The sequence below is a fragment of the Serratia proteamaculans genome, from assembly GCF_946227095.1.
In the GTDB taxonomy this organism is placed as follows: Bacteria; Pseudomonadota; Gammaproteobacteria; order Enterobacterales; family Enterobacteriaceae; genus Serratia; species Serratia proteamaculans_E.
Genome location: NZ_CAMISV010000012.1, coordinates 122,946 through 149,667 on the forward strand (window position 1 = coordinate 122,946; position 26,722 = coordinate 149,667).

The window sequence follows — 26,722 nt, forward strand, 5'->3', positions numbered from 1 at the left end:
TTTATAGCGGTAATCTTATTTGCTGATATATATGCATTAATTCTATCTAACACACTGCCGGTAACGGCGCATAAGTCCCTTCCGGTTAGCTGGCGGATCGTTCTCCGTGGCTAGCGGGCAGGTTATGTCTATCTGTCTGATTGATAACGATCAGCTAATGAGTGGAATCGAACCAATGCAATCTACTAAAAAGGCAATTGAAGTTACTGAATCCAGCCTCGCAGCGACCGGGTCCGGCTACAATGCTGTAGACGATCTGTTGCATTACCACGAGCGTGGCAACGGGATCCAGGTTAATGGCAAGGACTCATTTTCAAACGAACAAGCTGGGCTGTTTATTACCCGTGAGAACCAAACCTGGAATGGTTATAAAGTTTTTGGGCAACCGGCCAAATTAACTTTCTCGTTCCCGGACTATAAATTCTCTTCCACCAACGTCGCCGGCGATACCGGGCTGAGCAAGTTCAGCGCGGAACAGCAGCAACAGGCCAAACTGTCACTGCAATCCTGGTCTGACGTGGCCAATCTCACCTTCACCGAAGTTGCCGCCGGCCAAAAGGCCAATATCACCTTTGGCAACTACAGTCAGGATCGTCCCGGCCATTATGACTATGGCACCCAGGCCTACGCCTTCTTGCCGAATACCATTTATCAGGGCCAGGATCTGGGCGGCCAGACCTGGTACAACGTCAACCAATCCAACGTTAAACATCCGGCCAGCGAAGACTATGGCCGTCAGACGTTTACCCACGAGATTGGTCATGCGCTGGGCCTGAGCCATCCGGGCGAGTACAACGCCGGTGAAGGCAACCCAACCTACAATGACGTTACCTATGCCGAGGACACCCGCGAGTTCAGCCTGATGAGCTACTGGAGTGAAACCAACACCGGCGGTGATAACGGCGGACACTACGCAGCGGCACCGCTGTTGGATGACATTGCCGCTATTCAGCACCTGTATGGTGCCAACCTGTCGACCCGCACTGGTGACACAGTGTATGGCTTTAACTCCAATACTGGCCGCGATTTCCTCAGCACCACCAGCAACTCGCAAAAAGTGATCTTTGCTGCCTGGGATGCGGGCGGTAATGACACTTTCGACTTCTCCGGTTACACCGCCAACCAGCGTATCAATCTGAACGAGAAGTCCTTCTCCGACGTGGGCGGCCTGAAAGGCAACGTGTCTATCGCGGCGGGTGTGACTATTGAGAACGCCATCGGCGGCTCGGGCAATGACGTGCTCGTGGGCAACGCGGCCAACAACGTGCTGAAAGGTGGCGCGGGCAACGACGTGCTGTTTGGCGGTGGTGGAGCGGATGAACTGTGGGGCGGCGCAGGCAAGGATATCTTTGTTTTCTCTGCGGTCAGCGATTCCGCACCGGGCGCTTCCGACGTGATCAAGGATTTCCAGAAAGGCACCGATAAAATTGACCTGTCGTTCTTCAATCAGGGCAAACAGGCTGGCGATCAAATCCACTTCGTCGATCATTTCAGCGGTGCAGTGGGCGAAGCCTTATTGTCCTACAATGCGTCAAATAACGTCAGCGATTTGGCACTGAATATCGGTGGCCATCAGGCACCGGACTTCCTGGTGAAAATCGTGGGTCAGGTAGACGTCACCACTGATTTTATCGTGTAACCGTGAGGGTAACGCCCGGCGTAATCTGGCCGGGCGTTATGCAGGAGCCGATATGAAAGGCAGCTTGGCGCGTGCCGCCATAATGGCGGGGAGCATAATGGTTACGGGGGCAGTTATGGCCAGCAGTTTGGTTCTTCCGACCGCGCAGTCACTGGCGGGACAATGGCAAGTCGCTGATGCACAGCAGCAGTGCCAGATCGAGTTTTTGGCCAGTGAACAAAGTGCAACTAACGGCTATCACCTGGTGGATCGGCAGGATTGCCTGAAGAAAGTGTTAACGGCTGAGGTGGTCGGCTGGCGTCCGGCGCCGGATGGCATCGCTTTACTACAGGCGGACGGCAGTACGCTGGCGTTCTTTTCGCGCGACGGGGATATTTATCGTAACCAGCTTGGTGCGGATGACGGCCTGACGCTGAAGGCGCTGTTGTAATCATAGCGGGTTCGGCAGCCGAACCCGCCCTGAGAAATTACAGGTAAAGCGAACGTACAATCAGGAAATGGCCGGAGAAGTAGCAGAATGCCACCAGCGCATCGGCCGCGCGGAAGGTAAAGCGATAGCGATTAAGCAGCCACACTACGTTGGCCAGCAACAGCAGTGAGGTCCCCGCCAGCAGCGAAAAACCAAAATCGGTGCTGCGCATGAAGTATTGCTCCCCCGCCAGCCACACCATCAGCAGCGTCATCGCTACCAGAGTGGCAATCGGCCAGCGCATCTCTTCCAGCCGGGTCCAGATAGTCGCCAGCAACAGCACCCCAATCACCAGCAGCGCCAACGGCAGCGGCCAAAACAGGCTGAAAGTCATCTGACTGGCGAAGCTCAGGGTATACAGCAGGTTCGACAGGAAAAATGCGCCAATGGCATACAGCACGCGTTCACGCGGTAGCAGCAACAGAGCGTCGGCGATCAGCGTCGCCAACAGGCCAAGAACGATCAAATAGCCCGCAGCGCCCAGAACCGGCGCTTGCCAGGCCAGCAATAACAGCAGCAACAGGGTAACCGGTTTAAACACCCAACGTTGCCAGCGTGGCCCGCGGTAGGAGGCATCAACGAACAGCCAACCGGAAAAGAATACGGCAAGGAACGGCCAACTCATATGTCTTCCTTATTCATTATGGGAGCCACAGCCTCCGGCTCCAAATTGTCACCAGTGTCACTTCCTGATTGCAGTGTAGGCAGCGCGCCTGCAATCGACAATGCTTTCTTGAGAATGCTATGTTTACGCCGATTTAACTGCGAAGGGAATGGGAATCAAGATGAGTAAGCCGCCGCTGTTTTTTGTCGCCGTGATTGCGTTGATCGCCGTACTGGCGACGCATCGCTATTTCAACCAGCGCCGTTCGGAGGCGGAAAACGACCGCGCACCGGTGCGCAGCCTGCAGGTCACGGTGAGCGATAAACGTGAATTCCCCGTCGCCAAGACCCGCGCGCCCCAGCGTGAGACAATGGTCAACGAACCGATGAACTATGAGATCGTGTTCAGTCCGTTGGGCGGCAGTGAGGATATTCGGCTACGGCTGAAGCAGTGGCAATACCATCCGATAGAAAAGGGCGCGCAGGGCACGCTGAAGATGCAGGGAACTCGCTACCTCTCCTTTACCGCCCAGTCGGCGCCGCAATAGTTATTTTCTTTTGATCGGCGGCTGTTTTTTCTGCCAGGCCAGCAGCTCGAAGACGCCAAAGATGAAGATCTTGGCTTCCTGCCAGTAGCTTATCGGCTGATCTTTAGGTTGCGTCGACTTCAGCAATACCAACTGCAGCCCGTGCATCACCACCATAAAGAACAGCGCCACGTCGATGAAGTACTTCAGCGGCTTGGGAAAAGGGTGGAACAGGTTGGAGAGCAGAAAGCCCCATACGCACAGCATCAGCAGGCGACCCAGATTAATCAGCATTGTCGGTTTTCTCTTGAGAACGGATATAAAGACGGTAAGCCACCTGACCGGCCACTTTTTCACGGTGTAGCTGCCAGTTGGCCGGGACGTCCGTGGCGGCGCTTTCGGCTTCGGCTTCTACATAGATCCAGGCCTCGTCGGCCAGCCAGCCCTGTTGCTCCAGCAGCGTGACGGTTTCCGCCAGCAGCCCTTTGCGAAACGGTGGATCGAGGAATACGACGTCAAACGGCTGAGCTTTGCCCGCCAACCAGCTTAACGCGTTGGTATTGACCACATTGCCTTTCCCTTGCAGCAACGCCAGATTTTTTTCCAGCTGCTGTGCCACCGGGCGTTCAAACTCCAATAGCGTGACGCTGCCAGCATAGCGTGACAGCGCTTCCAGGCCGAGTGCACCGCTACCGGCGAAACAGTCCAGGCAGCGCGCGCCCTGGATCACCGGCGCCAGCCAGTTGAACAGGGTTTCACGGACGCGGTCGGTGGTCGGACGCAGCCCAGGGCTATTCGGTACCGGCAGTTTTCGCCCGCGCCATTGGCCGCCGATAATGCGGATCTGCCCGGCCGCAGCCTGAGCCGGTTTTTTGGCCGACGCCCGTGGCGATATTCTTGTCATAGGTTTGCTTTATTTCTTTCTGGGGCGGTGAAGGCCGCACAAGTTAACGAAAAGTTGCCTCTATTCTACCGGTGAGACGCGCCGGGGGAAACGGTAAAACTTTGTTGCCTGATTTCACAGCGGAAAGCATACCGGATGCGTGTTGCTGCGCGAGGGAAAGTGATAGACTCGGCGGAATAATTATCAGTATAAGCAAGCCTTCGGTACGGAGTAGAGTCATAACATGGCAAAAGATAAGAAACGCGGGTTTTTCTCCTGGCTGGGCTTCGGCCAGAAAGAAGAAGAGCAACAGCAACCTGAAACGTCGGTAGAACCGGCGGAAAATCAGGCCGTGGAAACACCGGCTGAACCGGTTGTTCCCAAGCTGGATGACCAGCTCCCCGCCCAGGAATCTGAACCTGCCGCCTCCGTAGAGACCCCTGGCGAATGGGACGGCAGCCTGACCGGCGAACATATCGCCGAAAGCGTGCCGGTGGTGACCGAGCACTCTGCACCAGCAGAAACGCTGGCGGAAGAAATTGTTGCTCTTACCGAACAGGTGGCGGCAGATCAACAACCTGTGGTAGCGGAAGAGATCGCCGAGCCGATTGTCGAGCCTGAGCCGGTTGTCATGATTGAACCGACAGTGGTTGAGCCCGAACCAGAGGTGATTGCGCCAGAACCGGTTATCGAACCAGAACCTGAAGTGATTGCACCTGAGCTGGTTATCGAACCTGAGCCAGAGCCTCTGCCGGCCAGCGTGGCGCTGGAGCCGATTATCGTCGCACCGGCCATTATTGAAGAGATTGAAGAACAACCACTTGAGCTGCTGGCCCCTGCGGTGACTCAGGAACAGGAGCGCCCGACCAAAGAAGGCTTCTTTGCCCGCCTGAAGCGTAGCCTGGTGAAAACCAAGCAGAATCTGGGTTCCGGCTTTATCGGTCTGTTCCGTGGCAAGAAAATTGATGACGATCTGTTTGAAGAGCTGGAAGAACAGCTGCTGATTGCCGACGTCGGCGTGGAAACCACGCGTAAAATCATTACCTCCCTGACCCAACACGCCAGCCGCAAGCAGTTGAAAGATGCTGAGGCGTTGTACGGCAAGCTGAAGGAGGAAATGTCTGAAATTCTGACTAAAGTTGAACAGCCGCTGGATGTTAGTGGTAAAACCCCGTATGTCATTCTGATGGTTGGGGTGAACGGCGTGGGTAAAACCACCACCATCGGTAAGCTGGCTCGCCAGTTCCAGGCGGAAGGCAAATCGGTGATGCTGGCAGCAGGGGATACTTTCCGTGCGGCGGCGGTGGAGCAGTTGCAGGTGTGGGGCGAACGTAACCGTATTCCGGTCATCGCGCAGCAAACCGGCGCAGACTCCGCCTCGGTGATTTTCGATGCCGTACAGGCCGCCAAGGCGCGCGGTATCGACGTACTGCTGGCCGATACGGCAGGGCGTCTGCAGAACAAAGCGCACCTGATGGAAGAGCTGAAGAAGATCGTCCGCGTTATGAAAAAACTGGACGACCAGGCCCCCCATGAGGTTATGCTGACTCTTGATGCCAGCACCGGACAAAATGCGGTCAGCCAGGCGAAATTATTTAATGAAGCCGTAGGCTTAACCGGTATCACACTGACTAAACTGGACGGTACCGCCAAGGGCGGGGTGATCTTTGCCATTGCCGATCAGTTCGCTATCCCGATTCGCTATATCGGCGTTGGGGAAGGCATCGAAGATTTGCGGCCGTTTAAGGCTGACGATTTTATTGAGGCACTTTTTGCCCGAGAGGATTAATACGGATGATTCGCTTTGAACAGGTCAGTAAAGCTTATCTGGGCGGACGGCAGGCACTGCAGGGGGTAGATTTCCATCTGCGCCCGGCAGAGATGGCGTTTCTGACCGGCCATTCCGGCGCGGGTAAAAGTACCCTGCTGAAACTGATTTGTGGCATTGAACGGCCGAGCGCCGGCCATATCTGGTTTGGTGGTCACGACATCAGTCGCCTGAGAAACAGTGAGGTGCCGTTCCTGCGTCGTCAGATCGGCATGATTTTCCAGGATCACCATCTGCTGCTGGATCGTACGGTGTATGACAATGTGGCGATGCCGCTGATTATCGCCGGTGCCAGTACCGAAGACATCCGCCGCCGCGTTTCTGCTGCGCTGGACAAGGTCGGGCTGCTGGATAAGGCGAAAAACTTCCCGATCCAGCTTTCTGGTGGTGAGCAACAGCGCGTGGGTATTGCCCGTGCGGTGGTGAACAAACCGGCGGTGCTGCTGGCGGATGAGCCAACCGGTAACCTGGATGACGCGCTGTCGGAAGGCATTCTGCGCCTGTTTGAAGAATTTAACCGTGTTGGCGTGACCGTGCTGATGGCCACCCATGACACCGGGCTGATTGCCCGTCGCAATTACCGCACTCTGCGCCTGAGCCAGGGTCGTATGGCTGGAGGAGCGCATCATGGCGAATAACGCAAAAACCGCCAAGAGCAAAGCGCTGCGCGGCGGCTGGCGTGAACAATGGCGTTACGCCTGGATGAACGCTATCAAGGATATGCTGCGCCAACCCTTGGCAACGCTGCTGACGGTGATGGTGATTGCCATCTCCCTGACACTGCCGAGCGTGTGTTACATCGTTTGGAAAAACGTCAGTACCGCCGCGACCCAATGGTACCCAACGCCGCAGTTGACGGTTTATCTGGATAAATCCCTCGATGACGACGCGGCGGTGAAAGTGCTCGATGCCATCAAGGCGGAAGCCGGCGTAGAGAAAGTGAATTACCTGTCGCGCGAAGAGGCCCGGGGCGAATTCCGCAACTGGTCCGGCTTTGGCGGCGCACTGGATATGCTGGAAGAGAACCCACTGCCAGCGGTAGCCATCATCACGCCGAAAATGAGCTTCCAAAGTTCCGACACCCTCAATACCCTGCGCGATCGCGTGGCGGCGGTACAGGGCGTGGATGAGGTAAGGATGGATGACAGCTGGTTTGCCCGCCTGGCGGCGCTGACCGGGCTGGTGGGCCAGGTCGCTGCGATGATCGGCGTGCTGATGATTGTGGCGGTGTTCCTGGTGATTGGTAACAGCGTGCGGCTGAGCATCTTCAGCCGTCGTGACACCATCAACGTGATGAAGCTGATCGGTGCGACCGACGGCTTTATCCTGCGGCCGTTCCTGAACGGTGGGGCGATGCTGGGCTTCTTTGGCGCATTGCTGTCGTTGCTGTTGTCCGGCGGGATGGTGTGGCGTCTGGAGTCTGTGGTCACCGGCGTGGCCAAGGTCTTTGGCACCACCTTCACCCTGCACGGGTTAGGCTGGGATGAAGCGCTGTTGCTGCTGATTGTCTCCGCGATGATCGGCTGGATCGCCGCCTGGCTGGCGACGGTGCAACATTTACGTCGATTTACACCACAATAAAGTTTTTTTGGTATACTCTTCTCCTGCTGCTCCGAGCGTGTTGCGGGAGAAGAGCTACCGGCACCAACCCAAGCACCATCCAGTCTCTTCTTTGCGCACAAATTCCCTATCGGCCTGAGTCTTCGTCACGTATTGTCATGCACAATATGATCGAAAAACTGTGAACTAATAGGGCGGAACACGGTCAAAATCTGCAGCAAAATGTTATGGTGCCCGGCGTGTGGACCGCTTTTGCAATAGCAACTGCCGTAGAATCAATCATTTCCCCGCCGTGATAATCACCTGCATGATCTGTTTTTTCAAGAGAGGGTTTGAATGACCAAAGAAATGCAAACTTTAGCTTTAGTGCCCCTGGGCAGTTTGGAAGCCTATGTTCGGGCCGCCAACACCTATCCGATGCTGACGGCAGAGGAAGAGCGGGAGCTGGCTGAACGGCTGCATTATCAGGGCGATCTGGAAGCCGCTAAGCAGCTCATCCTGTCTCACCTGCGCTTTGTCGCTCATATTGCCCGGAATTACTCTGGTTACGGCCTGCCGCAGGCGGATCTGATCCAGGAAGGTAATATCGGCCTGATGAAAGCTGTTCGCCGCTTCAACCCAGAGGTTGGGGTGCGTCTGGTTTCCTTTGCGGTGCACTGGATCAAGGCAGAAATTCACGAGTATGTACTGCGCAACTGGCGTATCGTTAAAGTTGCGACCACCAAGGCACAGCGTAAGCTGTTCTTTAACCTGCGTAAAACCAAGCAGCGTCTGGGCTGGTTTAATCAGGATGAGGTGGAACTGGTGGCCCGTGAGTTGGGCGTGACCAGCAAAGACGTGCGCGAGATGGAGTCCCGCATGGCGGCACAGGATATGACTTTCGATCCAACGCCGGACGACGACGCCCGTGAAGGTCAGTCGATGGCGCCAGTGCTGTACCTGCAGGATAAAAGCTCTGACTTTGCCGAAGGTATCGAAGAAGATAACTGGGAAAGCAACGCCGCAGACAAACTGGCCTATGCGATGGAAGGCCTGGACGAGCGTAGCCAGCATATCATTCGTGCCCGTTGGCTGGACGACGACAATAAGTCCACGCTGCAAGAGCTGGCCGATCAGTACGGTGTCTCCGCTGAGCGCGTACGCCAGCTAGAAAAGAACGCCATGAAGAAACTGAAAATGGCGATCGAAGCCTAATCCCGCGTAAGCGTTAAAAAGCCCGGCTAGCCGGGCTTTTTTGTGCCTGAAATTCGGCGTTATGGGGCAACGGCGGCGAAGTCCGGTGCCGGGCAGCTATAGCCAAACTTGTTGGCCCAGGGGTAACGAGTCCCGGTGTTGATATAGCGCTGGTACAACGCCTGACCGGTTTTTGCATCACGTTTGATCACCCAACCGGCGGCATTACACAGCACGGCAGCATAGGCCTGGCTTTTTGGCGGCAGCAAGTCGGCGGCCTGTTGAGCCAGTGTGACGGCCTGCCAACGATAGTGCAGGAAGCGATTATCCTGCGGTGGCAATGCCGCTTTGGCCCGCGCGGCCTCTGCGCTGCTGATCCAACTCTTATGCTTCAATTCGCGGGTATCAAAGGCATCCCCCAGATAGGAATAGCCCGCGTCATAAATCGCGTAATCCGGCGTCATCTCATAACCGGTGAACGTTAACCCCTGGGTGCGTAGCAGCGTTGCGGCCTGATAATAGGCTTGGGCGCGCGCCAGTTTATCGGTGGTTTTGTCCTGCGCCGTTTTCAGCGTATCGGCGTACTGTTGCGCCACCTGGCGATAGTTAGGGATGTCAAAATAACCCATGGCCTCTTGAGGACGTCCGGCGCGCATCAGCCGCCGCGCCAGCAGTTCACGCAATTGCACTTCCGGCGTGAGGGGCTGGCCGTTGTATTCGTCCGGGTTGACCGGTTTCAGCGGCGTGGTCGGCGCTGGCGCATGCTTATCGACAAAGCCTTTCAGTTCGTCGACGGTCAGCACCCGTTCGGCCACGTCGGCGACGTCCGCCCAATAAAGCGCTTTGCCGCGATACAGGAAATCCATTGCCTGCAGATAGTCACCGCGATCCAACGCCAGGATCGCCTGTTCCCCGGCCACCCGACACTCGGGGACGATAGTTTCCGGCGTAAAGTCTGTATTGCGCTGCTCGCCCCAGCTTTCACTGGATGGGAAAGCGGCCGCCGCTTTGGCGTAGTCTGCGGTCGCGACTTTAACATCACCGTCACGCAGCGCCATCTTGGCGCGCAGCCACCAGGCCAGGCCGCTGTCACCGGCGTGTTTCAGCAGGCTGGCCGCCATCGGATATTGTCCGGCGCGGTAAGCCAATGCCGCCAATCGATCGCTGCCGCTGAAGCCGCTTTTTACCGAGGCATCCAACAGCGTCAGAATTTGGCTGACGATCTGTGTTGAGCGGCTGCTGGTGCCGTCGGTGTCGGCCATTTGCAGATTACTGCTGCGGGCGAACAGTTCGATGGTCACCAACTGTTGGATCAGCGGATCGGCAATCGCCTGTTTTAGCGTCTCGAAGTGGTCAGGGTTGACCAGATAACTGGAGACGTACTGCAGCGACAGTCCACCTTCTTGATCGCCCTGTGCCGCCTGCTGCGCATACAACCGCGCCGCTTGAGTGACGTCATTCAGCCACAGGTGAATACGTGCCTGTTGCCCCAGGCTGCTCAGCGCCAGCTGATCCGGATCGGCCGTGCCGGTTTTCACTCGCTCAATCACCTGCTGGAAAGCCGCCAGCGCTTGCTCCAGCTGTGGTTTCGCCGGGTTTTTAACTGCCGGGGTCGCCGCGCCGTTCTCATTCTCTGGCGTGCCATGGTCGTTCATCAGCAATCGACCCAGTGAGTATTGCGCCCGCAGCCCCCAGTCGCCCTGCTCGGCGGCGGGCAGTGCCAGCACCTGCTGAAAGTATTCGCCGGCACGTGGATCTTCACCGGCAAAAGCTACGGCGCCCAATTGGTAAAGGCGCGCAGCGTCAGACAGCCCCTGGGTATTGACCGCATCGGCTTCTTCAACCGTCTTGGCGGCGCGCATTTTGCCTATGATGATGGTTTCCGGCGACTGCGGCATGGGTTTCGGCGGCATAGGCGGCGGTGGCGCTTTCCATAACGGCAGCTGTTTATCCACGGCGACCAGGCGGCCGGCTTCAAAGGCAAAGTTGCCTTCCGGCATGTACAGCAGCGTGCCATTGCGATCGACCAGCAACCGGTTAGGGAAATCCGGTCCGCAGGCGTAACCGTTAATCGGCATCGCTAACGCTGAGCCGATCAGAGCAGCCAGTGGTAGGGTGCGAATATTAAGGTGTGACAAGGGTGCCTCCTGGCGTCAGTTGTTGGCAGCGTAGCCAGCCCAGTGGCCGGGATTGCCCGGCGCGTAGTTGGTCGCCGCTAATCAGGACAAAGCGTTGCCGTTGAGGCTCACTTTCCAGCCGGTAATTGCCCGCCGCATCCGCCGCCAGGCACTCGCTGGCGGTGATGACGATTTCATGGGGCAGCGGGGCGTCAACCGGCCCGTTATTATGAATTATCAGATCATTCAACCCATTTTGCTGTGGCTGAGGGCTAAATTTTACCTGCCAGTTGACGCTGAGCGGCTGGTTTTCTATCACCGCCCGTAGCGTAGCCAGCGACCAGGCGCGACGATCGTCCGCCAGTGGTAGCCGGAACCAGATAATGCCACGCAGGTGCGGCGTGGCCTGGGTGTTCAGCTGATGCAGAAAATCGGCCACCTGTTGCGGCGCGACCGTCAGCTCGTGCGAGGTGCCCGCCACGCGTAGCGAGGCTTCGCTTTCAATCTGTGCGCCTTGCGCATCAAACCCCACCAGACCCATGCCATAGGCGGGTAACGCCACCCGGAAGGGTTTCGGCGTGATTTTCGCGTACTGTTTTATCCAGCGCAGTGCCAACGGGCCGGAAAATAACCCTTGCTGAGGAGACAGCACCGCATGCACCTGCAGTACCGAGCTGTCCACCTGTTGTAATACACCCGGCAACGCCGCGGAGCCGATCCAGGCCGGTAAGGCGGTAATGCCCAGTTGCAGTGAGTGAGGGAGCTGTTGACGCAGTTGCTGGAGGAAATGCTGATAGTCAGGCAGGCGAGCGGTAGCGGCGTCATGGTCTATTTCAACGCCGACGACCTGCAGCCCGGCGGCCTGCCATTGTTGCACCTGTTTTAGCAGGCGCTGGCGAATGGCGGGCTCATCCAACTGCGCCAGTTGCCCGTCCAGACGTGCCACCAACCACAGCGGGCGGCCATCTTGTTTCAGTAACGGCAGATTGACCGGGATCTCACGCCAGCCTTCGCGCGGATGCACCTGCAAACCCAGCACCCGCAATGCAGGGAACAGATCGCGGCTTTGCGCCAACGCCGCAGCATGTTGCGGCGTCCAGACCCGTTGCCAAACGTAGGCCTGGTTATCCCAGGGATGCGGTAACCGCAGTGCCTGCTGACGGCCGCCAAACCAGGCGAACGATGCCAGAGCCAGCAGGAGTAGCGCTATTAGCCCGCGTTTCATTGCTGCCAGAGCTCGCCTTGCTGAGTAAAGCCGCAGGCGCGCATAAAGTTATCCACTTCACCGCGTTCGCGTGGCGTCAGACCGGCGGTAGAAAGCTGCCAATGCGTTATCTGCGGCAGCTGGCGTTGGGCATCCTGTACCAGATACAGCCCGACACCGCGGCGGCGCGTCACTTCGCGCACCAGTAAATCCTGCAACTTGGCGTGATCACCGTTCAGCTCGATTTTCACTGCGCCCAGCAGGCGTTCGTTGAAGCGAGCGGCAAACAGGGCTTTATCGCCGCCCAGCCAGCTTTCCCACTGTTCCGGCTGCTGATGCGGCCAGATTTTGCCAAGATCGATAAGGTCTTGTGGGGACAGCGTGGTTAATCGCTCAATAGTCAGTTTCATGCAGGATTTCCGAACGGCTAATCGATGCCGACAGTGTAATAGATCTTGCGCAGAGCGATGTGTAAGTTTTTCTGTACGATTACTGCGCGAAATGTTTTTTGCAAGACGCATTTTCCGAGTAAATATGTAGTGAATCGATCGGGAACCAGCATAACGCGCTGCGCCTGATGCTAAACATCGCAGATTTAATCCGGATTTTATGCTGTTTACACCGCTTGTTCCTGATTGTGCAAGTTGATTTGCAGCAGAAAATTCCTGTTTAATGGCATGAAAAATAAAGTCTTATTAGAAAATATTGCCATGAAAACACCTAAATCATTATTACTTATGAATAAAAGCAGTAAATAAGGGTCAGGTGCAGGCAAACACAACAGGTACGTTCACAACGACAGATGGGGATTTGCGGATGAAATTAACAAAAGGTAAGGCGCTGTTGGCGGGTTGTATCGCGATGGCTATCGGACATGCGGCAATGGCCAAAGACATTAAGGTCGCCATCGTTGGGGCGATGTCAGGGCCGGTCGCGCAGTATGGTGACATGGAGTTCACCGGTGCCCGTCAGGCGATTGCCGACATCAATGCCAAGGGCGGTATCAAGGGCGATAAGCTGGTCGGCGTGGAATACGATGATGCCTGTGACCCGAAACAGGCGGTAGCGGTGGCCAACAAGGTGATCAACGACGGTATCCGTTATGTGATTGGCCATCTGTGTTCTTCCTCGACGCAGCCGGCTTCCGATATTTATGAAGATGAAGGCGTGATCATGATTACCCCGGCGGCCACCAACGCCGATCTGACCACCCGCGGTTACAAGATGATCATGCGCACCACCGGCCTGGACTCCGATCAGGGCCCGACGGCGGCCAAGTATATCCTCAGCGAGATCAAACCCAAGCGCATTGCGGTGATCCACGATAAACAACAGTACGGCGAAGGTCTGGCGCGCTCGGTGCGTGACAGCCTGAAAAAACAGGGTACCGACGTGGTGATGTTTGAAGGCATCACCGCCGGTGATAAAGATTTCTCCACTCTGGTGGCGCGTCTGAAGAAAGAGAACGTCGATTTCGTTTACTTCGGCGGTTACTACCCGGAAATGGGTCAGATCCTGCGCCAGGCCAAACAGGCCGGCCTGACCACCCGCTTTATGGGGCCAGAGGGCGTGGGCAACTCCTCACTGTCTAACATCGCCGGTGCCGCTTCTGAAGGCATGCTGGTGACCTTGCCGAAACGCTACGACCAGGTTCCTGCCAACAAACCTGTGGTGGATGCGTTGAAAGCCAAGAAACTGGATCCGACCGGTCCGTTCGTCTGGACGACTTACGCTGCACTGCAATCGCTGACCACCGGGATGGAGCGCAGCGGCAGCCAGGAGCCGGCCGACATCGTCAAGGATTTGAAAACCGGCAAGCCGGTGGACACCGTGATGGGGCCACTGAGCTGGGATGATAAGGGCGATCTGAAAGGCTTCGAGTTCGGCGTGTTCGAGTGGCATGCAGACGGCACATCAACACCGATTAAATAAGCCATAATCATCAGGGTAGGGCGCAGTTCTGCTGCGCCCGCGGGCCGGTTCGCCGGCTCCGTATCCCTTTACCTGAATGATCTTCGCGTTCAGGTTTCGCAGCCAAGGGTTAGAGTATGTCAGAGCAGGTTCTCTATTTTCTGCAGCAGATGTTCAACGGCGTCACGTTGGGCAGCACCTATGCATTGATCGCCATCGGTTACACCATGGTCTACGGCATCATCGGCATGATCAACTTCGCCCACGGCGAGGTGTATATGATCGGCAGCTATGTCTCCTTTATTGTTATCGCCGCCCTGATGATGGTGGGTATCGACGTTAGTTGGCTGCTGATTGGCGCCGGTTTCCTGGTGTCGATCGTCATTGCCAGTGCCTACGGCTGGAGTATTGAGCGGGTGGCCTACAAGCCGGTGCGCAACTCCAAGCGTCTGATCGCGCTGATCTCCGCCATCGGGATGTCGATATTCCTGCAAAACTACGTCAGCCTGACGCAGGGCTCGCGCGATCTGGCGCTGCCAAGCCTGGTCACCGGCCAGTGGGTGTTGGGTGAAAGCAACGGCTTTGCCGCCACCATCACCACCATGCAGTTGATTATCTGGGTCGTCACCTTCCTGGCGATGCTGGCGCTGACGATATTTATTCGTTACTCACGCATGGGTCGCGCTTGCCGTGCCTGCGCGGAAGATTTGAAGATGGCCAGCCTGCTGGGTATCAATACCGATCGGGTGATCTCACTGACCTTCGTGATTGGCGCGGTGATGGCGGCGGTGGCTGGCGTGCTGCTGGGCCAGTTCTACGGGGTGATCAACCCCTACATCGGCTTTATGGCCGGTATGAAAGCCTTTACCGCGGCGGTACTGGGCGGCATCGGCAGTATTCCCGGCGCAATGATTGGCGGCCTGGTACTGGGCGTGGCAGAAGCGCTGACTTCGGCCTATCTGAGCACCGAATATAAAGACGTGGTGTCGTTCGCGCTGCTGATCGTGGTGTTGCTGATCATGCCAACCGGCATCCTTGGACGCCCGGAGGTTGAGAAAGTATGAAACTCAATCTGCTTAACGCGTTGATCTCCACCCTGGTGCTGTTTGTGATGGCTTCATTCCTGATGGGAATGCAACTGAGTCTCGACGGTACCAAACTGGTGGTGCATGGCGCGGCGGAAGTCCGCTGGATGTGGATCGGCATTGGCTGTGTCATCGTGTTTTTCTTCCAGTTACTGCGCCCGCTGATGCAGCAAGGGCTGAAAAAAATCTCCGGCCCTTCATTCGTCTTACCGAGCTTTGATGGCACCACCGCGCGTCAGAAGCTACTGGCGGCTGCGATCATTGTTGCCGCCGTCGCCTGGCCGTTCCTGGTGTCACGCGGCACGGTGGATATCGCCACCCTGACGTTGATCTACGTGATGCTGGGTCTGGGCCTGAACGTGGTGGTTGGGCTGTCCGGGCTGCTGGTGCTGGGTTACGGCGGCTTTTACGCCATCGGCGCTTACACCTACGCGCTGCTGAACCACTACTATGGCCTGGGTTTTTGGGAAAGCCTGCCGCTGGCGGGCATAGTCACCGCCATCTTTGGTTTCCTGCTTGGTTTCCCGGTGCTGCGACTGCGCGGCGACTACCTGGCGATTGTGACGCTGGGCTTCGGTGAGATCGTGCGGATCCTGCTGCTGAACAATACCGAGATCACCGGCGGGCCGAACGGTATCAGCCAGATCCCGAAACCGACCTTCTTTGGGCTGGAGTTCAACCGCAGCCTGCGCGACGGCGGTTGGGACACCTTCCATAACTTCTTTGGTCTGAAATACGATCCGAGCGATCGCATCGTGTTTTTATATCTGGTGGCGCTGTTGCTGGTGGTACTGACGCTGTTTGTGATTAACCGTCTGCTGCGCATGCCGCTGGGCCGTGCCTGGGAAGCGCTGCGCGAAGATGAAATCGCCTGCCGTTCACTGGGCCTTAACCCGACCAAAATCAAACTGACCGCCTTCACCATCAGCGCCGCCTTCGCCGGGTTTGCCGGTACGCTGTTTGCTGCGCGTCAGGGCTTTGTCAGCCCGGAATCCTTTACCTTCGTCGAGTCGGCCTTCGTGTTGGCGATTGTGGTATTGGGTGGCATGGGGTCACAGTTTGCGGTGATCCTGGCGGCGATTCTGCTGGTGGTGTCGCGCGAATTGATGCGTGATCTGAACGAATACAGCATGTTGTTGCTGGGTGCCCTGATGGTGTTGATGATGATTTGGCGGCCGCAGGGGCTGCTGCCGATGAAGCGCCCACAGCTCAAACTGAAAGCGGCAGATATCCACGCGGGCAAGGGGGAGCAGGCATGAGTGTGCAACCTTTGCTGAAGGTCGAGGGGCTGTCGATGCGTTTCGGCGGTCTGCTGGCGGTCAATAACGTGGCGCTGGAGCTGAATGAAGGCGAAATTGTTTCGTTGATTGGCCCGAACGGTGCGGGAAAAACCACGGTGTTTAACTGCCTGACCGACTTCTACCGCCCGACTGGCGGCACCATCAAACTGCGCGAACGTCACCTGGAAGGGTTGCCCGGCCAGACGATTGCTCGTATGGGCGTGGTGCGGACTTTCCAGCACGTGCGGCTGTTTCGCGAAATGACGGTGATCGAAAACCTGCTGGTCGCGCAGCATCAGCATCTGAAAAGCGGCGTTTTCGCTGGGCTGCTGAAAACGCCGGCCTTCCGTCGCGCCGAAGCTGATGCACTGGAACGTGCTGCGGTATGGCTACAGCGGGTTGGCCTGCTGGAGATGGCTAACCGCTCAGCGGGCAATCTGGCTTACGGGCAACAGCGGCGGCTGGAGATTGCACGCTGCATGGTTACCCGACCGGAACTGCTGATGCTGGACGAGCCGGCGGCGGGGCTGAACCCGAAGGAAACCGACGAACTGGACCACCTGATTGTCGAACTGCGTAATCAGCATAAGGTGTCGGTACTGTTGATTGAACATGACATGAAGCTGGTGATGGGCATTTCCGACCGCATCTACGTGGTGAACCAGGGCACGCCGCTGGCGCAGGGCACCCCGGCAGAAATCCGTAACAACCCGGATGTGATCCGGGCCTATCTGGGCGAATAATTTATGTTGTCATTTAATCAGGTATCCGCCCATTACGGCAAAATCCAGGCGCTGCATCAGGTCAGCCTGAACATTAAGCAGGGCGAGATAGTCACGCTGATCGGCGCTAACGGCGCCGGTAAAACCACGCTGCTCGGCACGTTGTGCGGCGAACCCCGCGCCAGCGAAGGCAGCATCACCTTCCTCGATCAGGACATCACCCAGTGGCAGACCTCACGTATCATGCGTGAGGCGGTGGCCATTGTGCCGGAAGGACGGCGGGTGTTCTCGCGCATGACGGTGGAAGAGAATCTGGCGATGGGCGGTTTTTTTGCCGACCGTCAGCAGTATCAGCAACGCATCGAGCGGGTGTTCGAGCTGTTCCCACGCCTGCTGGAACGCCGTGCTCAGCGCTCCGGCACCATGTCCGGCGGTGAGCAACAGATGTTGGCGATCGGTCGTGCGCTGATGAGCCAGCCAAAGTTACTGTTGCTCGACGAACCCTCCCTGGGGCTGGCGCCGATCATTATTCAGCAGATTTTTGACATCATTCAGCAACTGCGCGAAGAGGGAATGACCATCTTCCTGGTGGAGCAAAACGCCAATCAGGCGCTGAAACTGGCAGATCGTGGTTATGTACTGGAAAACGGCCGCGTGGTGTTGGAAGATACGGGAGCCGCATTGTTAGCAAACGAAGCAGTACGGTCGGCGTATCTGGGCGGCTGAAATACCCGTCGTCTTTCAAGCTACAGCGTTGTTAACTGCACTCGCTTACCCCAGTCACTTACTAAAGTAAGCTCCTGGAGGATAAGCGAGCTGGTCGCCTGGCTGTAACTTGAAATCCATAGGGTATTAGTGGGAATTTACCGATAGAGGTAACTCAGGCTGCATCTGCATTTTTAACGATTACGAGAAGAAGAAGAAATGAACACAGAAGGGTTACTCGCGCAGCGCATCGTAAAAGTAAAAAGCTCGGCAATCCGTGAATTGCTCAAGCACAGTAAGATGGAAAACGTCATTTCGCTGGCGGGCGGCATCCCCTCTGATGCCCTGTTTGATTTCGAAGGTCTGAGCATCGCTACCCATCAGGCGATCACCGAGCAACCGAAAAGCGCCTTCCAGTATGGTCTGACCGAAGGCAGCCCGGTGCTGCGTGAGCGCATTTGCGAGCTGTGCGCCCAACGTGGTGTTTCTGCCACCGCCGAAGAAGTGATGGTGACCGCAGGATCTCAGCAGGCGCTGGATCTGGTGATGCGTGCCATCGTCAACCCGGGCGACGTGTTTGTGGTGGAGCGTCCGACCTATCTGGCGGCGTTACAGACGCTGGAGTTGGCGGAAGCCAACATCATGTCGGTGTCGTCCGACAGCGATGGCATGGTGGTCGAAGAACTGGCTGAGCTGCTGAAAACCCAGCGTATCAAGGGCGTGTATGTGGTGCCGAACTTTGGCAACCCGAGCGGTATCACCCTGAGCGCAGCCCGTCGCGAGCTGTTGGTGAAGCTGGCTGCAGAGCACAATTTCCTGATCATCGAAGATGACCCGTACGGCGAGCTGCGCTTTACCGAAGAGCGCCACGCCACGCTGCACCAGATTTCACAGCAGGTCTTGGGTCATACCGATAACATTATCTACACCTCGACCTTCTCCAAGATCCTGGCGCCGGGCCTGCGTCTGGGCTGGGCAATTCTGCCGCCGTTCCTGCTGCACAAAGTGGCGATCATCAAGCAGGCGGCGGATCTGCACGCCAGCGCGCTGTCGCAGAGCATCGTAGAATGTTACCTGGGGCTGGATCGTCTGCCAACGCAGATCGAGAAGATCCGCGCGGCCTACAAGCAAAAAGGTGAGATCCTGGCCGGGTTGGTGGAACAAGAGCTGGGCGACCACATCAGCTTTGATATGCCGAAGGGCGGTATGTTCCTGTGGGCGCGTTTCCGTCAGCCGTTCAATGCCACCGAATGGCTGAAAACCACCCTGCAGCAGGGCGTGGTCTTCGTGCCGGGGGAATACTTCTTCTCTGACAACCCGGATCGCTCGACCTTCCGCCTGTCGTTCGCCACGGCTACTGAACAGCAGATGCAGGAAGCCGTTGCCCGCCTGCGTCGTTCACTGTAATTCCCACGGCGGCGGGGCACTTTTCCCCGTCGCCGACATCAAACCGCAATCTGCACTTCACTCTCCCGTCATATGGCTGTCATCTAACGGTTATTTTTCTGTCATCCGAGCATGGCATGTTAGCTTCCGAACAAAAAACTGATTCTTTTCGCTCACGCGCTTATTACACCAGCTTTTTCAGGAGTTAGGCATGCTCACCTACGCTATTCGCAAAACTACGCTGTGCGTCGCGTTGACCCTGGCGGTCAGCACTCAGGCACTGGCGGCGACCGAGATCCCGTTCTGGCATTCGATGGAAGGTGAATTGGGTAAAGAAGTGGATTCTCTGGCGGACCGCTTTAACCAGTCGCACACCGACGTCAAAATTGTCCCGGTTTATAAAGGTAACTACGAACAGAACCTGGCGGCGGGCATTGCGGCCTATCGCTCCGGTAAAGCACCGGCGATCCTGCAGGTGTACGAGGTGGGTACGGCAACCATGATGGCCAGCAAGGCGATCAAGCCGGTGTATGAGGTGTTTAAAGACGCCGGTATCAACTTTGACGAGTCGGTGTTCGTGCCGACGGTGTCCGGTTACTACACCGACAACAAGAGTGGCCACCTGCTGTCCCAGCCGTTCAACAGCTCCACCCCGGTGCTGTATTACAACAAGGACGCGTTTAAAAAAGCCGGTTTGAACCCGGACCAGCCGCCAAAAACCTGGCAGGAACTGGCGGCGGATACCGCCAAGCTGCGCGAGGCCGGCATGAAGTGCGGTTACGCCAGCGGTTGGCAGGGTTGGATCCAGCTCGAGAACTTCAGCGCCTGGCACGGGGTGCCGTTCGCCACGGAAAACAACGGCTTTGGCGGTACCAGCGCCAAGCTGGAGTTCAACAAGCCGTTGCAGGTCAAGCATATCCAACTGCTGGAAGAGATGAACAAGAAGGGTGACTTCACCTATTTCGGCCGTAAAGACGAATCCACCGAGAAGTTCTACAGCGGCGACTGCGCCATTACTACCGCGTCATCAGGCTCACTGGCGGATATCAAACACTACGCCAAATTCAACTACGGCGTGGGCATGATGCCGTATGACGCCGACGCCAAAAATGCACCGCAGAATGCCATCATTGGCGGTGCCAGCCTGTGGGTGATGAACGGCAAAGATGCTGCCACCTACAAGGGTGTCGCCGAGTTCCTGCAGTATCTGGCACAGCCGGAAATTGCCGCCGAATGGCACCAGAAGACCGGCTATCTGCCGATCACCACCGCCGCTTACGATCTGACCAAGCAACAGGGCTTCTACGAGAAGAACCCGGGCGCCGATGTGGCGACGCGTCAGATGCTGAACAAGCCGCCGTTAGCGTTCACCAAAGGCCTGCGCCTGGGCAATATGCCGCAGATCCGTACCGTGGTGGATGAAGAACTGGAAGGTGTGTGGACCGGTAAGAAAACGCCACAGCAGGCACTGGACGCTGCCGTACAGCGCGGTGACGTGTTACTGCGTCGCTTCGAGTCCCAGACCAAGTAGCGTCAACCGGGACTCCGTTCCGGCGAACGACACCGATCCACACCCTCTCCCCTGGGAGAGGGCCGGGGTGAGGGGCCCAGTCGGCCCTTCCCCCACATTAACGGTTAACCCCTATGTCATCTTCCCGTCCCGGTTTTGGCTGTAGCTGGCTGCCCTACGTATTGGTGCTGCCGCAACTGTTGATCACCGCAATCTTCTTCCTGTGGCCCGCCGGCGAGGCACTGTGGTATTCGGTGCAAAGCCTCGATCCGTTCGGCCTGTCCAGCCAGTTTGTCGGGCTGGATAACTTTACCCAGTTGTTCCAGGATCCTTACTACCTTGATTCGTTTTACACCACGTTGATCTTCAGCTTCCTGGTGGCGGGGATTGGGTTGGTGGTGTCCCTGTTTTTCGCCGCGCTGGTGGACTACGTGCTGCGCGGCAGCCGAATTTACCAGACGCTGATGATCCTGCCTTATGCGGTGGCCCCGGCGGTGGCGGCGGTGCTGTGGATTTTCCTGTTTAACCCCGGTCTGGGGCTGATTACCCATTTCCTCAGCGGGTTGGGCTACAACTGGAACCACGCCCAGAACAGCGGGCAGGCGATGTTCCTGGTGGTGTTGGCTTCGGTCTGGCAGCAAATCAGCTATAACTTCCTGTTTTTCCTGGCGGCATTGCAGTCCATTCCGCGCTCGCTGGTGGAAGCGGCGGCCATCGACGGTGCCGGACCGGTGCGGCGTTTCTTCAATCTGGTGCTGCCATTGATCACGCCGGTAAGCTTCTTCCTGTTGGTGGTGAATCTGGTGTACGCCTTCTTCGACACCTTCCCGGTGATCGATGCCGCGACCGGCGGCGGGCCGGTACAGTCCACGACCACGCTGATCTACAAGATCTACCGCGAAGGCTTTGCCGGTTTGGACTTGTCCAGCTCTGCGGCGCAGTCGGTGATCCTGATGCTGCTGGTGATTGGCCTGACGGTGATCCAGTTCCGTTTTGTCGAACGTAAGGTGCGCTACCAATGATTGAGAACCGACGCGGGCTGGATATCTTCAGCCACGTAATGCTGATTATCGGCGTGCTGGTGGTGCTGTTCCCGCTGTACGTGGCCTTTGTCGCCGCCACGCTGGACGACAAACAGGTGTTCCAGGTGCCGATGACCCTGATCCCGGGCGGCCACCTGTGGGAAAACATCAGCAATATCTGGCAGGGCGGCGTGGGCAACCTCAAGGTGCCGTTTTCGCTGCTGCTGCTCAACAGTGTGATCATGGCGCTGGCCATTACCTTCGGCAAAATCGTGGTGTCGGTGCTGTCGGCCTACGCGATTGTTTATTTCCGTTTCCCACTGCGCAGCCTGTTTTTCTGGCTGATTTTCATGACGCTGATGTTGCCGGTGGAAGTGCGTATCTTCCCGACGGTGGAGGTGATCTCCAACCTCAACCTGCTGGACAGTTACACCGGCCTGACGCTGCCGCTGATGGCTTCTGCCACCGCCACCTTCCTGCTGCGCCAGTTCTTTATGACCTTGCCGGACGAACTGCTGGAAGCCGCGCGTATTGATGGTGCTGGCCCGATGCGCTTCTTCTGGGACATCGTGCTGCCGCTGTCGAAAACTAACCTGGCGGCGCTGTTTGTCATCACCTTTATCTACGGCTGGAACCAGTACCTGTGGCCGATCCTGATCACCAGCGACGCCTCAATGGGCACTGCGGTGGCGGGTATCAAAAGCATGATCTCCACCTCCGGCGCGCCGACCCAGTGGAATCAGGTGATGGCAGCGATGATTTTGACTTTAATCCCACCGCTGGCGGTGGTTCTTCTGATGCAGCGCTGGTTTGTTCGCGGCCTGGTTGATAGCGAGAAGTAACGAAATGGCAGGTTTAAAACTACAGGCAGTCACCAAATCCTACGACGGTAAAACGCCGGTAATTAAGCAGATCGATCTCGATGTGGCGGACGGTGAGTTTATCGTGATGGTCGGCCCGTCCGGCTGCGGAAAATCGACACTGCTGCGCATGGTTGCCGGGCTGGAACGGACCACCAGCGGAGATATTTATATCGATGGCCAGCGCGTGACCGATATGGAGCCGAAAGATCGCGGCATCGCGATGGTGTTCCAGAACTACGCGCTGTATCCGCATATGAGCGTGTATGACAACATGGCCTATGGCCTGAAAATTCGCGGCTTTGGCAAACAGCATATCCAGCAGCGGGTAGAAGAAGCGGCGCGCATTTTAGAACTGGAGCCGCTGTTACAACGCAAGCCGCGTGAGCTTTCCGGAGGACAGCGTCAGCGGGTGGCGATGGGGCGCGCTATCGTGCGTGAACCGGCGGTATTCCTGTTTGATGAACCCTTGTCCAACCTGGATGCCAAGCTGCGCGTGCAGATGCGTTTGGAATTACAGCAACTGCACCGCCGACTGAAAACCACCAGCCTGTACGTCACGCACGATCAGGTGGAGGCGATGACGTTGGCGCAACGGGTGATCGTGATGAACAAAGGCGTGGCGGAGCAGATTGGTACCCCGAGCGAGGTCTACCAGCGCCCGGCGTCGCTGTTTGTCGCCAGCTTTATTGGCTCCCCGGCGATGAATCTGTTGCCTGGCACCCTGAGCGCCGACGGCAGCCAACTGCGGCTGGCAGACGGCATGATGCTGAATTTGCCGCAGGCGAAAGCGCAGTGGGGCGGCCGCCCGTTGACGCTCGGTATCCGTCCGGAGCATATTCAACTGACTACCGAGCAACAGGGCGGCGTGCCGCTGGCGTTGCAAACGCTGGAGCTGTTGGGTGCGGATAACCTGGCACACGGGCAGTGGGGCGGTCACGGCGTGATTGCACGGCTGTCGCATGAAACTATGCCGGCGGCGGGCAGCACGCTATATTTACAGCTGCCTGCACAGGCACTGCACTTTTTTGATACTGATAGCGGATTACGGATGGAACAATGACCACAGCCTGGCCTTATCCACACATTGTCGCCCACCGTGGCGGCGGTTCTCTGGCGCCGGAAAATACCCTGGCGGCGATCGACGTTGGTGCGCGTCACGGCCACAAAATGATTGAGTTCGACGCCAAGCTGGCGCAGGACGGGCAAATTTTTCTGCTGCATGACGATACCCTGGATCGCACCAGCAACGGCTGGGGCGTGGCGGGTGAGTTGCCGTGGGACAAGCTGGTGCAACTGGATGCCGGCAACTGGTATAACTCCGCCTACAAGGGCGAGCGTTTGCCGCTGCTGGCCGAGGTGGCGGAACGCTGCCTGCAGCACGGCATGATGGCGAACATTGAAATCAAGCCCACCACCGGCAGTGATGACGAAACCGGCCGGGTGGTGGCGTTGGCGGCGCGTCTGCTGTGGCAGGGACAGACCGACCCGCTGCTTTCATCATTCTCGGTTGAGGCACTTGAAGCGGCACAGCGCACGGTGCCGGAGCTGCCGCGCGGCCTGCTGCTGGATCAGTGGGACGACAACTGGCTGGCGCTGACCGAACGTCTGGGCTGCGTATCGTTGCACATCAACCACAAAGAACTGACGGAAGAACGGGTGGCGGCGCTGAAAGCGGCGGGATTACGCATTCTGGTTTATACCGTTAACCAGCCGGCGCGTGCGCGCCTGTTGTTGAACTGGGGCGTTGATTGTATTTGTACTGACCGGATAGATTTGATTGGCCCCGATTTTCCGAACGGTTGATCACCTTGGTTAAAAATTTGCCGCTGCCCGCTCTACCCTGCTGACAGCGGCTACCATTATCCTTATGGACGCATCGGCGCAGCTGGCAATGGAGCCTGCGGCACCGAAGGCGTGGTGCGGTTGAACGGATTGCGTGGTTGGTTGCCATTTGGCAGCAGTTGTCCACCGTTCGGCGAATTTCGCTGCAGTTGCTGCTGATTGTTGTCGAACTGCCGTTGTTGTTGCAGGCGGCGCTGATCCAACTGCTGGTTATTCAGCATGCGCTGTTGTTGGGTTTGCTGATTGCGTTGGTTGAGAAACTGCTGTTGCGAACTGAGCTCGGTGACACCGTTGGCTGCGGTGGCCAACCCGGACAGCAACAACAGGCCGTAGAGCAGGTGATAACGCTTCATGATGTTTACCTCCATTTTCTATTAAGACTAACCCACCGGTGAAATTCTGCCGACAGTTTGTATTTTGCACAGATGTAAACCGCCTTTTCGTCACGACCTTTCCTGCCTTCCGTTACAATCGCCCTTTGTGAATTTTTAGGGTGAACCCATCGTGCTACTTCTGGTGATTACTACCATTCTGTGGGCGTTCTCTTTCAGTCTGATTGGTGAATATCTGGCGGGTCAGGTCGACAGCTGGTTCTCAGTGCTGATGCGCATCGGCCTGGCGGCATTGGTGTTCCTGCCGTTCCTGCGTTGGCGCAATATCAAACCGAAAGTGATCCTGATGTACATGCTGGTGGGGGCCTGTCAGCTCGGCATCATGTACCTGTTCAGCTTCCGCGCTTACATGTACCTGACGGTGCCGGAATTCCTGCTGTTTACCGTGCTGACGCCGCTGTACGTCACGCTGATTTATGACCTGATCAGCGGCCAGCGTCTGCGCTGGAGCTACGTATTCAGTGCGCTGCTGGCGGTGCTGGGGGCGGCGATCATCCGTTACCACCAACTTAGCGAGCATTTCTGGTGGGGATTACTGCTGGTGCAGGCGGCGAATATCAGCTTTGCCATCGGCATGGTCGGTTACAAGCGCCTGATGGAAGTGCACCCGTTACCACAGCACACCGCGTTCTCCTGGTTCTACCTGGGCGCGTTAGTGGTGGCGGTGGTGGCCTGGTGCCTGTGGGGCAACCCGCAGCAGTTACCGACCACCAACCTGCAGTGGGGCATTTTGGTATGGCTGGGCGTGGTGGCTTCCGGGCTGGGCTATTTCATGTGGAATTACGGTGCAACGCAGGTGGATGCCGGCACGCTTGGCATCATGAATAACATGCATGTGCCCGCCGGGCTGTTGGTGAATCTGGCCATCTGGCAGCAACAGCCGCACTGGCCAAGTTTTATTATCGGTGGGGCGGTGATAGTCGCTTCGCTGTGGGTGCATCGCCGTTGGGTGGCACCCAAGATAATCAGTAAATAAACCGGGCCGCCCAAGCGCAGGCAGCCCTGTTTCAGGGTTGTGAAGCCAGCGGTTTGACGCTGGCAACACCGGCACTTGGGCGGGCGGCATCACGCACGAAGGGCAGATGGTTGCAGGCGTGCTGGCGTGCCGAACGGATAAAGGCTTCGGTTACCGCCTGGCGCTGCTCGCCATCACGTACCGCGGCATACAGACGGCTCCACAGGCCATCCCCCAGGGTTTTGGTCACTACCAGCCCCTGGCGTTCAAAGCTCTCCACCACCCAATGCGGCAACGCCGCAATCCCCATCCGTGCCGACACCATCTGGATCAGCAGCAGGGTGTTATCGACGTTCTTCAGTGCCGGGCTAATGCCTGCCGGTTGCAGGAAATGGCGCCAGATATCCATCCGCTGACGTTGTACCGGATAAATCATCAGCGTTTCATCGATTAAATCTTCAGGCTCAATATGCAGCTTGCTGGCCAACGGGTGATCCGGTGCCAGCACCAACCGCACTTCAAAATCAAACATCGGTGCATAGTGCAGACCGCTGCGCGGCAGAATGTCGGAGGTCAGCACCACATCCAACTCACCCTGCTGCAATGCCGGCTGCGGGTCAAAGGTGACGCCGGACTTGAAGTCCATCACCACCTGCGGCCAGCTCTGACGGAAGTTATCCAGCGCCGGTGTCAGCCACTGAATACAACTGTGGCATTCAATGGCGATACGCAACGTGGCCTGATGCGGTTCGTGGCACGCTTGCAGCGCCTGCTGAATTTGTGGCAGCACCTGCTCCGCCAGCTGTAACAGGATCTCTCCCTGCGCGGTAAAGCGCAGCGGTTGGCTTTTGCGAACGAACAGCTTAAAGCCCAGACGCTGCTCCAGATCGCTGAACTGATGCGACAGAGCAGACTGAGTCTGATGGAGTTGGGCTGCTGCGGCCGCCAGCGAGCCGGTATTGCGCAGAGCCTGCAGCGTCCGTAAGTGTTTCAGTTCGATCATGAGAGTCCTTCACAGTGACAGTGAATAAATTGCGCTTGTGGTT

At 57.3% G+C, this 26,722-nt stretch carries 27 protein-coding genes; 19 read left to right on the forward strand and 8 right to left on the reverse strand.

What is annotated here, in order from left to right:
• Nucleotides 1–175: 175 nt before the first annotated feature.
• A complete protein-coding gene (locus OC597_RS21135) occupies nt 176–1,639 on the forward strand; it encodes a serralysin family metalloprotease (protein WP_261425628.1) in 1,464 nt (487 codons plus the stop codon).
• Nucleotides 1,640–1,691: 52 nt separating this feature from the next.
• Nucleotides 1,692–2,069, forward strand: a complete 378-nt coding sequence (locus OC597_RS21140) for an AprI/Inh family metalloprotease inhibitor (RefSeq protein ID WP_261425626.1) — start codon at nt 1,692–1,694, stop codon at nt 2,067–2,069.
• Between the two features lie 37 nt (nt 2,070–2,106).
• Here the strand turns inward: OC597_RS21140 and OC597_RS21145 are convergent, their stop codons facing one another.
• On the reverse strand, nt 2,107–2,733 hold the full coding sequence (locus tag OC597_RS21145; protein WP_261259476.1) for a lysoplasmalogenase: 627 nt from the start codon (nt 2,731–2,733) through the stop codon (nt 2,107–2,109).
• Between the two features lie 160 nt (nt 2,734–2,893).
• Between OC597_RS21145 and OC597_RS21150 the strand changes: the two genes are divergently transcribed.
• A complete protein-coding gene (locus OC597_RS21150; RefSeq protein ID WP_262210383.1) occupies nt 2,894–3,259 on the forward strand; it encodes a DUF2500 domain-containing protein in 366 nt (121 codons plus the stop codon).
• Here the strand turns inward: OC597_RS21150 and OC597_RS21155 are convergent, their stop codons facing one another.
• Nucleotides 3,260–3,532 (reverse strand): DUF1145 family protein, encoded by a 273-nt coding sequence (locus tag OC597_RS21155; protein ID WP_006317223.1) that lies wholly within the window; start codon nt 3,530–3,532, stop codon nt 3,260–3,262.
• Entirely contained in the window at nt 3,522–4,142 is a 621-nt protein-coding gene (gene rsmD / locus OC597_RS21160) for a 16S rRNA (guanine(966)-N(2))-methyltransferase (RefSeq protein ID WP_262210384.1), read from the reverse strand. The genes OC597_RS21155 and rsmD overlap by 11 nt, the downstream gene beginning before the upstream one ends.
• Before the next feature lie 223 nt (nt 4,143–4,365).
• Between rsmD and ftsY the strand changes: the two genes are divergently transcribed.
• The 4 genes from ftsY (at nt 4,366) to rpoH (ending at nt 8,703) form a co-directional block, all read left to right on the forward strand.
• Nucleotides 4,366–5,910: a signal recognition particle-docking protein FtsY gene (gene ftsY / locus OC597_RS21165; protein ID WP_262210386.1), complete on the forward strand. Its 1,545-nt coding sequence runs from the start codon at nt 4,366–4,368 to the stop codon at nt 5,908–5,910.
• Between the two features lie 5 nt (nt 5,911–5,915).
• The gene (gene ftsE, locus OC597_RS21170) at nt 5,916–6,587 is read left to right on the forward strand and encodes a cell division ATP-binding protein FtsE (protein WP_012004692.1); all 672 of its coding nucleotides are present in this window, start codon (nt 5,916–5,918) and stop codon (nt 6,585–6,587) included.
• Nucleotides 6,577–7,530 carry a permease-like cell division protein FtsX gene (ftsX, locus tag OC597_RS21175; RefSeq protein WP_012004693.1) on the forward strand — a complete coding sequence of 318 codons (954 nt, stop codon included), beginning with the start codon at nt 6,577–6,579 and terminating at the stop codon, nt 7,528–7,530. Before ftsE ends, ftsX begins: the two co-directional genes overlap by 11 nt.
• A gap of 315 nt (nt 7,531–7,845) precedes the next feature.
• Nucleotides 7,846–8,703: an RNA polymerase sigma factor RpoH gene (rpoH, locus tag OC597_RS21180; RefSeq protein WP_085116506.1), complete on the forward strand. Its 858-nt coding sequence runs from the start codon at nt 7,846–7,848 to the stop codon at nt 8,701–8,703.
• A gap of 59 nt (nt 8,704–8,762) precedes the next feature.
• Here rpoH and OC597_RS21185 read toward each other — a convergent pair whose 3' ends face one another.
• Genes OC597_RS21185 through panM form a run of 3 tightly spaced genes read right to left on the reverse strand, consistent with a single transcriptional unit; the run spans nt 8,763 to nt 12,413 of the window.
• Complete coding sequence (locus tag OC597_RS21185) at nt 8,763–10,760, reverse strand: hypothetical protein (RefSeq protein ID WP_262210413.1); 1,998 nt, start codon at nt 10,758–10,760, stop codon at nt 8,763–8,765.
• Between the two features lie 46 nt (nt 10,761–10,806).
• The gene (locus OC597_RS21190; RefSeq protein ID WP_262210389.1) at nt 10,807–12,024 is read right to left on the reverse strand and encodes a DUF3142 domain-containing protein; all 1,218 of its coding nucleotides are present in this window, start codon (nt 12,022–12,024) and stop codon (nt 10,807–10,809) included.
• Nucleotides 12,021–12,413: an aspartate 1-decarboxylase autocleavage activator PanM gene (gene panM / locus OC597_RS21195; protein WP_085116510.1), complete on the reverse strand. Its 393-nt coding sequence runs from the start codon at nt 12,411–12,413 to the stop codon at nt 12,021–12,023. The genes OC597_RS21190 and panM overlap by 4 nt, the downstream gene beginning before the upstream one ends.
• A 406-nt stretch (nt 12,414–12,819) precedes the next feature.
• Between panM and OC597_RS21200 the strand changes: the two genes are divergently transcribed.
• The 11 genes from OC597_RS21200 (at nt 12,820) to ugpQ (ending at nt 24,290) form a co-directional block, all read left to right on the forward strand.
• Nucleotides 12,820–13,935: a branched-chain amino acid ABC transporter substrate-binding protein gene (locus tag OC597_RS21200; protein WP_012004698.1), complete on the forward strand. Its 1,116-nt coding sequence runs from the start codon at nt 12,820–12,822 to the stop codon at nt 13,933–13,935.
• Between the two features lie 116 nt (nt 13,936–14,051).
• Nucleotides 14,052–14,978 (forward strand): high-affinity branched-chain amino acid ABC transporter permease LivH, encoded by a 927-nt coding sequence (gene livH, locus OC597_RS21205; RefSeq protein WP_012004699.1) that lies wholly within the window; start codon nt 14,052–14,054, stop codon nt 14,976–14,978.
• Complete coding sequence (locus OC597_RS21210) at nt 14,975–16,258, forward strand: high-affinity branched-chain amino acid ABC transporter permease LivM (RefSeq protein WP_261463632.1); 1,284 nt, start codon at nt 14,975–14,977, stop codon at nt 16,256–16,258. Before livH ends, OC597_RS21210 begins: the two co-directional genes overlap by 4 nt.
• Complete coding sequence (gene livG, locus OC597_RS21215; protein WP_262210393.1) at nt 16,255–17,022, forward strand: high-affinity branched-chain amino acid ABC transporter ATP-binding protein LivG; 768 nt, start codon at nt 16,255–16,257, stop codon at nt 17,020–17,022. The genes OC597_RS21210 and livG overlap by 4 nt, the downstream gene beginning before the upstream one ends.
• Before the next feature lie 3 nt (nt 17,023–17,025).
• The gene (gene livF, locus OC597_RS21220; protein WP_085116513.1) at nt 17,026–17,727 is read left to right on the forward strand and encodes a high-affinity branched-chain amino acid ABC transporter ATP-binding protein LivF; all 702 of its coding nucleotides are present in this window, start codon (nt 17,026–17,028) and stop codon (nt 17,725–17,727) included.
• Nucleotides 17,728–17,925: 198 nt separating this feature from the next.
• Nucleotides 17,926–19,113 (forward strand): aminotransferase-like domain-containing protein, encoded by a 1,188-nt coding sequence (locus OC597_RS21225; RefSeq protein WP_099065495.1) that lies wholly within the window; start codon nt 17,926–17,928, stop codon nt 19,111–19,113.
• 190 nt (nt 19,114–19,303) lie between these two features.
• Nucleotides 19,304–20,623: a sn-glycerol-3-phosphate ABC transporter substrate-binding protein UgpB gene (gene ugpB, locus OC597_RS21230; RefSeq protein ID WP_261259405.1), complete on the forward strand. Its 1,320-nt coding sequence runs from the start codon at nt 19,304–19,306 to the stop codon at nt 20,621–20,623.
• A gap of 113 nt (nt 20,624–20,736) precedes the next feature.
• A complete protein-coding gene (ugpA, locus tag OC597_RS21235; RefSeq protein ID WP_099065493.1) occupies nt 20,737–21,624 on the forward strand; it encodes a sn-glycerol-3-phosphate ABC transporter permease UgpA in 888 nt (295 codons plus the stop codon).
• Entirely contained in the window at nt 21,621–22,466 is an 846-nt protein-coding gene (gene ugpE, locus OC597_RS21240; protein ID WP_135314718.1) for a sn-glycerol-3-phosphate ABC transporter permease UgpE, read from the forward strand. Before ugpA ends, ugpE begins: the two co-directional genes overlap by 4 nt.
• 4 nt (nt 22,467–22,470) lie before the next feature.
• On the forward strand, nt 22,471–23,547 hold the full coding sequence (locus OC597_RS21245) for a sn-glycerol-3-phosphate import ATP-binding protein UgpC (RefSeq protein WP_261259389.1): 1,077 nt from the start codon (nt 22,471–22,473) through the stop codon (nt 23,545–23,547).
• A complete protein-coding gene (gene ugpQ, locus OC597_RS21250; protein WP_261259386.1) occupies nt 23,544–24,290 on the forward strand; it encodes a glycerophosphodiester phosphodiesterase in 747 nt (248 codons plus the stop codon). Before OC597_RS21245 ends, ugpQ begins: the two co-directional genes overlap by 4 nt.
• A gap of 62 nt (nt 24,291–24,352) precedes the next feature.
• Here the strand turns inward: ugpQ and OC597_RS21255 are convergent, their stop codons facing one another.
• Nucleotides 24,353–24,682 carry a hypothetical protein gene (locus OC597_RS21255; protein ID WP_261259377.1) on the reverse strand — a complete coding sequence of 110 codons (330 nt, stop codon included), beginning with the start codon at nt 24,680–24,682 and terminating at the stop codon, nt 24,353–24,355.
• A 151-nt stretch (nt 24,683–24,833) separates the two neighbouring features.
• Between OC597_RS21255 and OC597_RS21260 the strand changes: the two genes are divergently transcribed.
• Nucleotides 24,834–25,697 carry a carboxylate/amino acid/amine transporter gene (locus OC597_RS21260; RefSeq protein WP_085116521.1) on the forward strand — a complete coding sequence of 288 codons (864 nt, stop codon included), beginning with the start codon at nt 24,834–24,836 and terminating at the stop codon, nt 25,695–25,697.
• Nucleotides 25,698–25,728: 31 nt separating this feature from the next.
• Here the strand turns inward: OC597_RS21260 and metR are convergent, their stop codons facing one another.
• The gene (gene metR / locus OC597_RS21265; protein ID WP_261259376.1) at nt 25,729–26,679 is read right to left on the reverse strand and encodes an HTH-type transcriptional regulator MetR; all 951 of its coding nucleotides are present in this window, start codon (nt 26,677–26,679) and stop codon (nt 25,729–25,731) included.
• Between the last annotated feature and the right edge of the window lie 43 nt (nt 26,680–26,722).